This is a genomic window from Hymenobacter sp. BT18 (assembly GCF_012273015.1).
GTDB classification, from domain to species: domain Bacteria; phylum Bacteroidota; class Bacteroidia; order Cytophagales; family Hymenobacteraceae; genus Hymenobacter; species Hymenobacter lutimineralis.
In genome coordinates this window covers 3,185,634-3,199,136 of the sequence record NZ_CP050954.1, presented here as the reverse complement: position 1 = coordinate 3,199,136, position 13,503 = coordinate 3,185,634, and the positions used below count along the sequence as shown (strand labels likewise).

Annotated in this window: 11 protein-coding genes; 3 read left to right on the top strand and 8 right to left on the bottom strand. The window is 60.0% G+C overall.

From position 1 onward, the window contains the following. Window positions 1-48 precede the first annotated feature (48 nt). From HER32_RS13720 to HER32_RS13710, 3 genes are all read left to right on the top strand, one after another. A complete protein-coding gene (locus HER32_RS13720) occupies window positions 49-1,518 on the top strand; it encodes a NuoM family protein (protein ID WP_168682270.1) in 1,470 nt (489 codons plus the stop codon). A gap of 48 nt (window positions 1,519-1,566) precedes the next feature. Further along, a complete protein-coding gene (locus HER32_RS13715) occupies window positions 1,567-2,979 on the top strand; it encodes an NADH-quinone oxidoreductase subunit N (RefSeq protein WP_149070778.1) in 1,413 nt (470 codons plus the stop codon). Window positions 2,980-3,219: 240 nt separating this feature from the next. Beyond that, on the top strand, window positions 3,220-4,329 hold the full coding sequence (locus HER32_RS13710; protein WP_168682269.1) for a S41 family peptidase: 1,110 nt from the start codon (window positions 3,220-3,222) through the stop codon (window positions 4,327-4,329). A 3-nt stretch (window positions 4,330-4,332) separates the two neighbouring features. On the opposite strand, the gene HER32_RS13705 is transcribed toward HER32_RS13710, so the two are convergent. From HER32_RS13705 to aspS, 8 genes are all read right to left on the bottom strand, one after another. Further along, window positions 4,333-5,127, bottom strand: coding sequence for a 3'-5' exonuclease (locus tag HER32_RS13705; protein WP_197748837.1), 795 nt, complete (start codon window positions 5,125-5,127; stop codon window positions 4,333-4,335). A gap of 359 nt (window positions 5,128-5,486) precedes the next feature. Next, window positions 5,487-6,143, bottom strand: a complete 657-nt coding sequence (locus HER32_RS13700; RefSeq protein ID WP_149070780.1) for a response regulator — start codon at window positions 6,141-6,143, stop codon at window positions 5,487-5,489. Between the two features lie 95 nt (window positions 6,144-6,238). Then, window positions 6,239-9,325: a sensor histidine kinase gene (locus tag HER32_RS13695; RefSeq protein ID WP_168682268.1), complete on the bottom strand. Its 3,087-nt coding sequence runs from the start codon at window positions 9,323-9,325 to the stop codon at window positions 6,239-6,241. Window positions 9,326-9,418: 93 nt separating this feature from the next. After that, complete coding sequence (locus HER32_RS13690; RefSeq protein ID WP_168682267.1) at window positions 9,419-10,072, bottom strand: SdpI family protein; 654 nt, start codon at window positions 10,070-10,072, stop codon at window positions 9,419-9,421. A 21-nt stretch (window positions 10,073-10,093) separates the two neighbouring features. Next, window positions 10,094-10,348: an autorepressor SdpR family transcription factor gene (locus HER32_RS13685; protein ID WP_149070783.1), complete on the bottom strand. Its 255-nt coding sequence runs from the start codon at window positions 10,346-10,348 to the stop codon at window positions 10,094-10,096. A gap of 78 nt (window positions 10,349-10,426) precedes the next feature. Further along, window positions 10,427-10,891 carry a nucleotidyltransferase gene (locus HER32_RS13680; RefSeq protein WP_168682266.1) on the bottom strand — a complete coding sequence of 155 codons (465 nt, stop codon included), beginning with the start codon at window positions 10,889-10,891 and terminating at the stop codon, window positions 10,427-10,429. Between the two features lie 242 nt (window positions 10,892-11,133). Continuing rightward, on the bottom strand, window positions 11,134-11,520 hold the full coding sequence (locus tag HER32_RS13675; RefSeq protein ID WP_168682265.1) for a hypothetical protein: 387 nt from the start codon (window positions 11,518-11,520) through the stop codon (window positions 11,134-11,136). 75 nt (window positions 11,521-11,595) lie between these two features. Continuing rightward, window positions 11,596-13,359, bottom strand: a complete 1,764-nt coding sequence (aspS, locus tag HER32_RS13670; protein WP_168682264.1) for an aspartate--tRNA ligase — start codon at window positions 13,357-13,359, stop codon at window positions 11,596-11,598. Window positions 13,360-13,503 lie beyond the last annotated feature (144 nt).

The window sequence follows — 13,503 nt, the reverse complement described above, 5'->3', positions numbered from 1 at the left end:
CGGCCGGACCGGACGTTCTCACCGGCTTCATCCGCATCCAGATAACGCATGCTGACTGTCCTTCTTCTACTCTGGCCCGTGGCGGCCGCCCTGCTGCTGCACTTCTTCAAAGGCCGTGCGGCCCGGGTTCCGGCGCTGGGCGCAGCCCTGGTTGAATTTGCGCTGGCCGCCTACGCGGCCTTCACCTTCAACGCCAACAACACCGGCCAATTCAGCTACAACCTGAACTGGATTCCCTCGGCCGGTATTCAGTTTGCGGTGGGCATGGACGGGCTGAGCCTCTTACTGGTGCTACTGACGGCCCTGTTGGTGCCCATTATTCTGCTGAGCGCCTTCCGACGCAACTTCGAGAACGAGTCGGTTTTCTACGCGCTGGTCTTGTTCATGCAAACCGGCCTGATTGGCGTATTCACGGCCCAGGACGCCTTCCTGTTCTACTTCATGTGGGAAGTAGCCCTGATTCCGATTTACTTCCTAGCCGGCGTGTGGGGCGGCGTAAACCGGGCCCGCATTACGTTCAAGTTCTTTCTGTACACCATTATCGGCTCGCTGTTCATGCTGGCCGGCTTCGTGTACCTCTATTTCCAGACTGGTCCCTCAGCTGATGGCCTCTCGGCGCACAACTCGGCCCTCACCTCGTTCTACAGTCTGAACCTGCCGGTCGACACCCAGCTGTGGGTATTCTGGCTGATTTTCGCGGCCTTCGCCGTGAAGATGCCCATCTTCCCCTTCCACACCTGGCAGCCCGATACCTACACCGAGGCCCCGGCCCCGGCCACCATGCTGCTCTCGGGCATCATGCTGAAAATGGGCATCTACGGCTGTATGCGCTGGCTAATTCCGGTCGTGCCGCTGGGGACTGACGCCTGGCAAAACCTGGTGCTCATCCTGGCCATCATCGGCATCATCTACGGGGCCATCATTGCCATCCGCCAGCAGGACGTGAAGCGCCTCATTGCCTACTCCTCCCTCTCCCACGTGGGGCTGATGATTGCCGGCGTATTCTCCCTTACCCAGATGGGCATGCAGGGCGCCAGTATTCAGATGCTGGCCCACGGCGTGAACGTGGTGGGCATGTTCTTCATTGCCGACGCCATTGAGCGCCGCACCGGCACCCGCAACATTGCCGACCTGGGCGGCCTCACCCGCAAAGCCCCCGTGCTTACGGTGTGCTTCCTGGTGCTGCTGCTGGGCACGGTGGCCCTGCCCCTCACCAACGGCTTCGTGGGCGAGTTCCTGCTGCTGGCGGGCGTGTACCAGTTTAACGCTTGGATGGGCGCAGTAGCCGGCGTTACCATCATTCTGGGCGCTGTGTACCTACTGCGCATGTTCCAGCGCGTGATGCTCGGCCCCGACTCCTCGTTCACCGAAACTTTCACCGACCTCACCGGCGCCGAGCTGGCCCTGCTGGTGCCGCTCATTGTGCTATTGTTCTGGATTGGCCTGTTCCCCAATACCTTCCTACACCTGTCGGAAGGCAGCGTGCTGAACATTCTGAACGAGGTAGTAAAACGCTAAACTGTGAGTGGTCTGCGGCTTCGGCCGTGGCAGCTACATTCTCTGCTAATGAATTCCATCATTCTACTTTCCGTTCTGGGCCTCGGCAACCTGTTCCTCGGGTTCCGCCGCTCCAACCGGCTGCTCCTGCCCGTGATGATGCTCATCCTGGGCGTGGTGCTAACGGTGAACTTCATCGACTGGAACCAGGGCGCGCAGTCGTTCTTCAACGGCATGCTCACCATCGACAACTTCTCGGTGGCCTTCACGGGCATTGTGCTGCTCACGGCCCTGGTGCTGGTGCCGTTCTCCCAGAAGTACGTGCTCGACGGGGAAGCCAACCTGGCTGAGTATTACTCCCTGTTGCTGTTTTCGCTGGTGGGGGCCATCATGCTGGTGAGCTACAACCACCTGCTGATGCTGTTCCTGGGAATTGAAATCCTGAGCGTGGCCATGTATGTGCTGGCCGGCTCCGACAAGCGCAACCTGCGCTCCAACGAAGCCGCCCTCAAGTACTTCCTGATGGGTGCTTTCTTCACCGGCATTCTGCTCTTCGGCATGGCACTGCTGTACGGCGCTACCGGCACCTTCGAGCTCAGCCAGATCAGCGCCGCCGTGCAGAACCCGGTGAATGCCTCGCTCACGCCCATGCTCTACATCGGCATGCTGCTGATGCTGATTGGCATCGGCTTTAAAGTGTCGGCCGCGCCCTTCCACTTCTGGACGCCCGACGTGTACGAGGGTACGCCCACGTTCTTTGCGGCCTTCATGAGCACCGTGGTGAAAACCGCTGGTTTTGCGGCTTTCCTGAAGCTGCTGGTACAGGCCTTTCCGGCGGCTTCGGCCCAGGGCATCTGGCTGCCCACGCTCACGGCCATGTGCGTGCTCACGCTGCTCATCGGCAACGTGGGCGCAGTAGCCCAAACCAGCATCAAGCGGATGCTGGCTTACTCCAGCATCTCCCACGCCGGCTACCTGCTGATTGCGTTGGTAGCCTACAACGGCCAGCTGGAAGGTGCTTCCGCCAACGGCATTCTGTTCTATTCTCTGGCTTACTCAGTAGCCACCGTAGCCGCCTTCGGGGTAGTGAAGCTGGTGGCCGATGCCCGCATGCGCGAGGATTACAACGGACTCAATGGCCTGGCCAAAACGAACCCGCTGCTGGCGTTTTCCCTCACGGTGTCCATGCTGAGCCTGGCAGGTATTCCGCTCACGGGCGGCTTCTTTGGCAAGTTCTTCATCTTCTCGGCCGCCGTGGAGAATGGCTACATCGGCCTCGTGGTGTTTGCCGTGGTGATGTCGATGGTGAGCATTTATTACTACCTGCGCCCCATCATTGCCATGTACATGCGCGACGCGGAAGACGAAACGACGGCCACTCCGGTGCCCGTTACCACCTTCCAATCCGGCGCCCTGCTGCTGCTGGCGGCTCTCACCGTGCTGCTGGGCGTACTACCCGGCCTGGTAGCCGGCGTGCTGTAAGCCATTTTTGCGCGTACCACTCGCTTTTGCTAAAGGATGCCCCTGCCGCCCGGTAGGGGCATTTTTCATGAACCACTCCTGAGGCACCGGCAAATGGGTACTACCTCGCGCTGCCGCTTCACCCTACTGTTGTAGCCTTTTCGCAGAGGTCCGCAGGGTGTAGCAGGGCTGGTTGAAGGCAGATTTTAGGAGAATCGGCCTATACTTGTGGCTGATTTTCCGCTACTGTTCCTGCTTGCTATGAAACGCTTCCTTGCTCTGGCGCTTTTGCTTGGCATCCCACTGCTGGGCGCCGCGCAGGCTCCTGCCCCGCCCCTCAGCCTCCCTGAGCAAAGCTTCGAAGTGTTCTGGCAGGCCTTCCGCGACCATTACGCCTTCTTCCCCCTCAAGCAGGTAGACTGGGACGCCACGTACCGCACCTACCGCCCGCGCATCACGGCCCAGACGCCCGAGGACTCCTTGGTGCAGGTACTCAGCCGCATGGTCGAACCGCTGCACGACGGGCACATCACCATCAGCCGGGGCGAAACCATCCTGTTCAAGGGAGAAAGCCGGCGCAACGCGTTTAAGCAGACGTTCAAGGCGGTGCAGCCGGAGTTCTGGCGCGTGGCCGGGCAGCAGCTGCAAGCCGCCGGTTTCGGGCCGCTCAAGGCCCTGGGACCTGATTTCAAAGGCAAGAAGCCTGTCTATTTCAGCCGCAGCGGGACCATTGGCTACCTGCACCTCACCCGCAACTTTGCCGATATCACCGGGGCCATTGGCACCGACAAGCAAGAGAAAAAAGATCAGCAGCGGCTGGAAAAGCTTTTTACGCAGGCCCTCAGCCAGCTGGCCTCCTGCCAGGTACTGGTGCTAGACGTGCGCGACAACGGCGGGGGCCACAGCGGCGTGCAGCTGGCCGGTCACTTCGCGCCGGAACGAATCCTAACAAGCCACAAAGCCTTGCGCCGGCCAGGTGGCTACGAGCAATTCACGGAGCCGCAGCCCGTATACGTGACGCCCGCTGCCGGCCGGCGCTTTGCTGGCTCGGTGCTGCTGCTCACCTCCGACCAGACTGCCAGCGCCGCCGAGGACCTGACGCTGGCTCTTACCAGTCTGCCCCAGGTAACGCAGGTGGGCATGGCCACCAAGGGTATGCTCTCGGATATGCACAGTGTACACCTGCCCAACGGCCTAGACGTGACGCTTTCCAACCAGCGCTACACCACCCCTACCGGCCAGGTGCTGGAGGATGTGGGCGTGCAGCCCGACGTAGCAGTAGCCAACACCCTGCCGGAGCTTGAGCAGCAGCGCGACGCCGTGCTGACCAAAGCGCTGGAGCTGGCCCGGCAGCAGCTGCGCCAACCCTGACCCTTATACCCGGCGCATCACGGCGCTCAGCTCATCGGCGTACATCACGGCCTCGTCGCCGAACGGTTCTTCGCCCCGGAATCTCTGGAGTAGCCGGGCGGTGGTGATGATGTCCTTCTGGCAGTAATGCACGATGCGCGGCAGGTCGTTGTCGGTGTAGTACACGCGGGCTACATCGGCGCCGGTGATGTCGTCTTTGGGCGTGGGAATGCCAAACATGGCCGCCAGCAGCGCCAATGAAGTATAGGATTTCCGGTCGCCAAACTTCCAGAGCTCCATGGTATCGAGGTGGTTGATTTCCCAGGGCTTTTTGCCGGCCACGTCGAGCTGAGGCGGCAGCTGCAGGCCGTTGATAAGCAGGCGGCGGCCCAGGTAGGGAAAGTCGAATTCCTTGCCGTTGTGGGCGCAGAGCAGGTAGTTGGGCTTGCGGGCCAGCAAGGCGGCAAACTCGCGCAGCATGGCCTTTTCGTCGTGGTCAGCGAAGCTTTTCACCCGGAAGCGCCACCGTTCCTCCTGCTTGTCAAAGAAAAAACAGCCCACCGAAATGCACACAACCTTGCCGAACTCAGCGTAGATGCCGGCCTGCTCAAACAAGCTGGTGGCGTGCAGGTGGTCGGGCAGGGGTTCCACGTCGGCGGCGCTGGAGTGCCAGCCTTTCTCGCGGCGCAGGGCGTGGCACTTATGCTCCCAGAGCAGCTGCAGCATGTCATTTAGCTCGTCGTGGCAGCCTACGCAGGGCACGGTTTCAATATCGAGAACGAAAACCTGTTCGAGAGAAACCTTGTGTAAAATCTGCATAACCGGCGGCGCTACCTGAATGGGGATACCGAAGATAGGTTTTCCTGACAGAGAAGGGCAAAAAAAACCGCCGACTGACCCTGATTGGCCAGCCGGCGGGCGTTTGTTTTCATGGGAGGGCCGCAGTACAAAACTACGTGCCAGCTAAAGGCAGGGCAGGTATGCCACTGCTTCGGAGTGCGCCTTACTGCGCACTCCGAAGCGGGTATGTCATGTAGACTGCATCAGTGACTTGGGGCTTCACCGCTACGACCCGGATCCACTTGCGTTACTGACTCTACAAAGATGCAAACTACCTGCCGCCCTATCAATCACATGTTGATGTGAGGTAACTGTTGGGACTACAGCCACCCCGGGTTCTAGGTCAAGCCCTGGCGCAGGGCTTTGCTCACGGCTTCCGTCATGGAGCGCACGTGCAGCTTCTCGTAAATCTTCTTGATGTGGGAGCGTACGGTATCCAGGGAAATACCCCGGTCGGCGGCAATCATCTTGTAGCTGTAGCCTTCCACCAGCAGGTTGAGCACTTCCTGCTCGCGGGCGCTCAGGTTAGCCGGCGAGTCTTCGGGCGGGGCGGCGGCTTTGGGCGGGGTGCGCGGAAAAAGCTTGAGCACCTGGCGGGCAATGGCCGGCGTCATGGGGGCGCCACCGGCCCGCACCTCGCTGATAGCATCGAGCAGCTTGACGGGGGGAGTTTTCTTGAGCAGGTAGCCGTCGGCACCCGCGCAGATGGCCTCGAATACCCGGTCATTGTCCTCAAACACTGTCAGCATCACCACGCTCACGGTGGGCGACACGCCCTTGATGCGGCGCAGCCCTTCGATACCGGTCATACCCGGCATATCAATATCCATGAGTACTACATCGGGCCGGAGGCGGCTGATGTCGGCCTCGGTCTGGGTACAGTTGCCGAGGGCTCCGGCCAGTTCCAGGCCGGGGGTGCCGGCCAGCAGCTGGCTTAGACTGGCCCGTAGATCAGTATTGTCCTCGTAGATGAGGACCCGGGTATTTTTTTCCATAACGGTGGCACGAGGAGGGAATATAAAACAAGTAAAGATACCTGAACCCGCCGCTCATCCCACTCACACAATGATGTGACCAATGCCTGCTGAGCTTACGCCGCCTTCAAGGGCACGCTCAGCTCCAGCTTGGTGCCCTGGCCCGGGGCCGTTACAATGTCGAGCTGCCCGCGCAGGGCGGCGGCCCGGGCCCGCATATTCGTCAGGCCGTTGCCTCCGCCTTTGGCCGGGTCTTTCGGGTCGAAGCCCACGCCATTGTCTTCCACCGTCAGCGTAAGGCGGTTGTACTGGTAGTCGAGGTGAATGCGCGCCTCCTCGCACTGGGCATACTTTGCCAGGTTGTTGACGGACTCTTTGTAGAGTAGAAAAAACTCCCGGCGAGCCCGCATCTCCAGGCGCAGGCCCTGCACGTCGGGCGCTACAGTGAACGAGAAATCAATACCCCGGGCTTCCAGCACATCGGAGGCGAAAATGCGCATGCGCGAGAGAACGGCCTCCATGGAGTCGTGGGCGGGGTTGATGGCCCACACAATGTCATCCATGGAGTCGAGCATGCGGCGGGAGCTTTCACTGATCTGGTCGAGCAGCTGCGTGGCCTGCTCCGGGCGGTTCTGGTGCTGGTGGTTACGCGCCAGGGTGCTCAGAATGCCGATGCTACTGAGCGTGGAGCCCATATCGTCGTGCAGGTCGCGGGCAATGTTGTGGCGCACCCGCTCCAGGGCCAGCAGCTGGCGCACCCGCACGCGGTAAGCCAGAAAGAGCAAGCCAATCAGCAGCCAGCTGGCCAGCACCCGAAACCACCACGTCTGGTACCAGGGCGGCGTCACCACTATTTTGAGCGTGGCCCCTTTCTGATTCCAGACCCCGTCGTTGTTGGCAGCCCGCACCTGAAACAGGTAAGTGCCGGGGTCGAGGTTGGTGTAGGTGGCCTCGTGGCGGGCCCCGGCTTCAATCCAGTCTTCGTCAAACCCGCGCAGGCGGTACATAAAGCTGTTTTTGGAAGGCAGCTGAAAGTTGAGGGCGGCAAACTCGATGGAGAAGAAGTTTTCGCGCGGCCCCAGGCGCAGGGTGCGCCGCTCGGTAATGGACGTATCGAGGCGCACCTGCTGGTTGAACTTGCGGAACCCGGTGAATACCACCGGCGGGGCGGTCTGGTTGACGGGCACGCCCCCAGGCCGAAACGTAATCAGCCCGGTGATGCCGCCGAAGTACAGCCGTCCGTCACTACCCGCCCACTGCGAGCCGGCGTTAAACTCATCCTGGGCCAGCCCGTCGCGCATGTCGTAGGTGCGGACCTGCAGCGTGGTGGGCGAAAAGTGGGCAATGCCCTTGTTGGTAGAAAGCCAGAGGTTGCCCTGGCGGTCAGGCAGCAGGGCGTATACCACATCGTTGGGCAGGCCCTGCGGCTCCCGGAACGTAGTGAACAGTCCTTTTTCGGCATCATCCAGCCGATTGAGTCCCCCGCCTTCCGTGCCAATCCAAAGGGTACCGGCCCGGTCCTGCACAATGCCGCGGACAAAGTTGCTGCTGAGGGAGCGGGGCTGGCCGGGCACGTTGCGGTAGGGTTTGCAAAGGCCCGTGCGGGGGTCGAGCAGGCACAACCCTCCCCCACCCGTGCCCACCCATAAGCGGCCCTGCCGGTCGCGGAAGCTCATGCGAATGTAGTTGGTGCCAAAGCTGGCTTTGGGCGTCAGGGGCTTGTCGCGGTACACCGTGCTACGGCCCGTGTTGGGGTCGAACAGGTTTAGGCCGTTCTCGGTGCTTATCCAGAGCTGGCCCGTGGGGTCGAGGGCAATAGCGCGGATGGCGTTGTCGCTAAGGCTGGTGGGGTCGGCGGGGTTGTGGGCGAAATGCCGCACCTTGCCGGTGGCCGGGTCCAGGCAGTCCAGGCCGCTGCGCTGGGTGCCCACCCAGAGCTGGCCGCGGAGGTCGAAGCACAGCGCCCGGATAAAGTTTTCACTGAGGCTGTTGGCTGCCCCGGGCCGGTGCCGGTACTCCTGGCGCTGGCCGGTGGCCGGGTTGTAACAAACCAGGCCGCTTTCCTGCGTACCAGCCCACAAACGCCCGGATTTATCTTCACACACGGCCCAAACGGGGTCAGGGCGCGGGGTAATGGGCACCGTGGTGAACGTAGCCGGCCGGGGCATGAAGGAGGCGACGCCCCCTTCCGTACCTACCCAAATCTGGCCGTTACGGTCCTGGAACAGGGCCTGCACGGTATTTTCGGGAAGCATGTGCGGGCGCCCTAGTTGGGCGCGGTACGGAGCAAACGTGTTGCTGACCCGGTCGAGTTGGTGCAGGCCCTCGTCGGTACCTACCCATAGCCGGCCCTGGGTATCTTCTAGCACGCTGCGCACCGCGTCGCTGCTCAGGCTGCCGGCATGCCCGGGCTCGTGCCGATAAACCAGCTCTTCGTGGCCTTTGCTCAATGACAAAAAGCGAAGACCGTGTACTTCCGTACCCACCCACAAGCCATTGGCCTGATCAACGCACAAGGTCGTAATGCCGGAAGGTGCCTGCCAGTTGGGGCGGGCCTGTAGCTGGCCCGCCGCCACGTCCAGCCGGCTCAGCTGCCCGGCCCCGGTGCCTACCCATATCTGGCCCGCCGCATCCTGCGTGATAGCGCGCACGGAGTTCCGGCGCACATTCGCGGTGGTTGCAACAGGATGCTGAAACAGTTGGAAGCGGCCGGTTTTGGAGTCGAACCGGTGCAGACCGCCCTCGGTACCTGCCCATACCTGACCGCTTCGGTCACAGAAAACAGCCCGGACGAAGTTGTCGGCCAGCGTGCCGGGCCGCCCATCCTCGTGCTTGAAAACCTGAAAGCGCCCGGTAATGGGGTTGTAGCGGTTGAGGCCACCCCCACCCGTGCCCACCCATAAAAAACCCTGTTTGTCCACGGCCATCGACAGCACGAAGTTGCTGCTCAGGCTGCCCTCCACTTGCGGGTCGTTGCGCAGCACTTTAAAGCTGGCTCCGTCGTAGCGGTTGAGGCCATCCTGAGTGCCCAGCCACAGAAAGCCGCGTGGGTCCTGGGCCATGCAGTACACGCTGTTTTCCGACAAGCCCTGCTCGGTGGTAAGGGTACGGAACGTGAGCGGCAAGGCCGGCTGAGCCGCAGCCGACATGGCCACGGCTAACAGGAATGACAGAAAAAAACCGAGAAAAAAACTACGCTTCATGTAGGCAGAGCCAGCCGGTTGATAGCAAACGCGGGGCAGGCCCTGCCAAATCTACTAAAATAGGTGCGTGCAGCCGAGCTACCGGATAAACTGCTACGCGGCGTTCAGCATTTGCCGGTACAAGTAGTAGGAGTAGGCATAGGTAACAACCACTGTCACCAGCACGCCCGCCACCAGCACGGTGGTAGCTACCGGCGCCGACCAGAAGGCCAGGGCCGCGCTCAACAGCCCTACCCCAAAAAATAGGTAGCCCCCCACCCGGTGCGTCCGGGCCCAGATAATAGTCGACTCCAGGGCCCACGGCGTGCGGATGCCCACAAAGTAGTTTTGGGGCACAGTAATCAGGTAGTTGCCCAGCAGCGCGAAGAACAAGCCGAGTATCAGGGCCAGACCACTACCGGGAGGCGTGCCGGGGTGCTGGGCCACGTAGAGACTGTACAGACTCACGCCGCTGATCATAGCCAGCATAATAAACTGCAGCTTCTGATAGTTCACACTCGTCGTCGTAAGGTGCTTTTTGGGGTCGAGACGGGGCAGGAACTGGAGCAGCGCGTACAAGCCCAGCGGCAAAGCCAGGCACAGCCACCACATGCTTTCTTTGGCCGTGAAGCCGTTGGCCTCTCCATTCGCAGTAAAGTGAGTAGGAATCTGGGCTGGCAGCACATTCCAGCAATACGCTAGGTAGGCAGTGGGCAGCACCAGGGCAATCAGGGAAAGAATATGCCAGAGGGAGAAAGTCGTTTTCATAGGATTGGAGCTAGCTAAACGTTAAGATTTGAATTGCAGCAGCCAGCCGAGCAGTTCGTCCATCACCGTCATGTTGAGGGTGTAAAGCACAAACTGGCCCTGCTTTTCGCTGGCGACCAGGTCGGCCTGGCGCAGCAAATCGAGGTGGTGGCTAATGGTGGGCTTGGAGAACTGGAAGGCATCGGCAATTTCCCCGGCCGTGCAGGGCCGCTCGCGTAGCATCTCCAGGATAGCGCGGCGGGTCGGGTCATTAAGGGCTTTGAAGAGGGCGTTCAAGAGCGGTTAGTTATTTAGCCAAATGTCTAAATATATTTTGTAAGCGCAAGGTGTTGTCGTTTTATTTACCCTGAATACCTACTCTTCTTGCAAACGCAAATTCTCCAGATCATTCTGGTCGCGCGGACGCCCAGCAGCTCTCTTAGCCTGAAGTAGATGTTGATACTGAATCAGCCGCACCAGAACACCATCGACTTCGGTGGTTGAAGCCTGCTCATATACCTCTACAAAGTCCAGTCCTTTAAGCTGCGTGATGATGTCAATGGCTACCGGCGGGCGGCCAAATGTGAATACATCTAGCGCTGGATTATGCAGAAAATTCTTGGCTGTCATGTCAAACGTAGGCATTCCAAAGAGTTGAAAGGCATGAACCAAACGCTCATAATTTTCAGCGGCCCGTTCTACCCAAATATCCAGGTCCCCGGTCGTACGGCTGTATCCGTGCAGGATAACGGAGTAGCCACCTACCAGCACATATTTCACCTTAGCTGACCACAGAGCCCGTAGAAAATCCTGAAAATCAACGTTGAATATGTTACCCATTTTTCGAAGCGTGGCACCTCATTGAAAAGGCCGTTCGGTCTAACCGAGGCGGGTTGTTCAGATCATAGCCAAATGCTACGCTGTTCAGATACGCCGCCGCCCGCAAACGCTCTGCCATTGTGGTGGGCTGCTGAGTGGCGTGGTACTGCGCGTTCTGCTCGTGGGAGCCAGCGTGGAAAGCGGTACGGTCGAGGCGGAAAGGCATGGCAACAGGATATTTGCAGCAACTGAATTATACTTATTTAAATGCTCAACCACTCATTGTGTGGCGGCTCACCTTGATAATAAACTACCTCACAGTTACCGAATATCAGCACAATGCCTTCAGTATACGGTTCCAATTTCTTCAATGCCGCGGATATCGACATTTCTTGCCCATCCAGCTTCTTGTTAACAGATATGATGTAGCAATTAGAGTCTTCTGGCAGCTTGCCTACCTGTTGTAGAATAGTTCGCTCATAAAATGCATCTAATCTCCTGTATTTACTCTTATCAATATCTTGACCGTGGTACAGCATCTCCAGAAAATCACGCCGACGCGTCGGCTTCTCAATAAAGCCTATATAGCGTTGGCGTTTTTCTTTCACAACGTACTTGTTGATAAAGGCAACTTCTAATTCCTTATTCATACAAGAGAAGATAATAGAAACACGAAACGGCACCACTAAGGATGCCGTTTCGTGCTGCAATAATTCTTTGATTGTTTACTTCCCTACCACAGCCGTGGCAATGCTCAGCTCCTTGAGTTGGGCCTCGGAGATAGGCGAGGGCGAGTCAATCATGACGTCGCGGCCGGAGTTGTTTTTGGGGAAGGCAATGAAGTCCCGGATAGAGTCGGCGCCGCCGAAGAGCGAGCAGAGACGGTCGAAGCCGAAGGCAATGCCGCCGTGGGGCGGGGCGCCGTATTCGAAAGCATCGAGCAGGAAGCCAAACTGGGCCTGCGCTTCCTCAGCCGAGAAGCCGAGCAGCTCAAACATGCGGGCCTGCACCGCGCGGTCGTGAATGCGGATGGAGCCGCCGCCCACTTCCACGCCGTTAATCACCATGTCGTAGGCATTGGCGCGCACCTCCCCTATCGTGTCGGGCGAGTCGAGCAGGGCAATGTCCTCAGGCTTGGGCGAGGTGAACGGGTGGTGCATGGCGAAGTAGCGGCCTTCCTCCTCAATGAACTCCAGCAGCGGGAAGTCAACCACCCACAGCGCCGAGAAGGTATTTTTGTCGCGCAAGCCCATGCGCTGGCCCATTTCCAGGCGTAGTTCGCTCAGGGCTTTGCGGGTCTTGTTCGGCTCCCCGGCCAAAATCAGCAGCAAGTCGCCGGGTTGGGCATTGAAGGCGGCTTTCCACTGCTGCAGTGCCTCCTGGGAGTAAAACTTGTCTACTGATGACTTCACCGAGCCATCCTGCTCCACGCGGGCATACACCAAACCGGTGGCGCCAATCTGCGGGCGCTTCACGAATTCCGTCAGCTCATCGAGCTGCTTACGGGTATACATGGCCGAGTTGTGCGCGTTGATGCCCACCACCAGGCCGGCGTTGTCGAACACGGGGAAGCCCTGGCCTTTCACCACGTCGTTGAGCTCCACAAACTTCATTTCGAAGCGGGTGTCGGGCTTGTCGTTGCCGTAATAGCGCATGGCATCGGCGTAGGTCATACGGGGCAGCTGGCCAATTTCGAGGTCCTTCACCTCTTTAAACAGGTACTGCACCAGCGCCTCGAAGGTGTTCAGGATATCTTCCTGCTCCACGAAGGCCATTTCGCAGTCAATCTGCGTGAACTCCGGCTGGCGGTCGGCACGCAGGTCCTCGTCGCGGAAGCACTTCACAATCTGGAAGTACCGGTCAAAGCCCGACACCATCAGCAGCTGCTTGAACGTCTGGGGGCTCTGGGGGAGGGCATAGAACTCGCCGGGGTTCATGCGGGAGGGCACGACAAAGTCGCGGGCCCCTTCGGGCGTGCTTTTGATGAGCACGGGCGTTTCCACCTCGATGAACTGCTGGCCGTCGAGAAAGCGGCGGGTGGCCTGGGCCACGCGGTGGCGCAGCATCAGGTTCTGACGCACGGGCGAGCGGCGCAGGTCGAGGTAGCGGTACTTCATCCGCAGGTCGTCGCCCCCGTCGGTTTCGTCTTCGATGAGGAAGGGCGGCAGCTTGGCGGGGTTGAGCACCTCCAGCTTTTCCACCCGGATTTCGATGCCGCCGGTGGGCATTTTGTCGTTTTTGGAGTAGCGCTCGGCTACTTTGCCGGTTACCTGCACCACAAACTCGCGGCCCAGCTCGCGGGCAGCGGCGCGCATCTCCTCGGCTTCCACGCCTTCTTCCAGGGTGAGCTGGGTGAGGCCGTACCGGTCGCGCAAGTCCACCCAGCTGATGCCGCCTTTGTCGCGGGTGCGCTGCACCCAGCCGCAAAGCGTGACGGTTAAACCAACGTGTTCGGGGCGAAGTTCGCCGCAGGTGTGCGTACGGAGCATAAACAAAAGGTGTTCTGATGAAAGAAGCCGGCGGGCCGGGCGCAAAGATAGAAGACCGGGCCGGGCCCGCCACACGCCGTCCCTGCTCCTGCTTGAATTTACGGCCGGCCCGCGTGCCGTTGGGCGGGCGCACGGTGGTGTTGG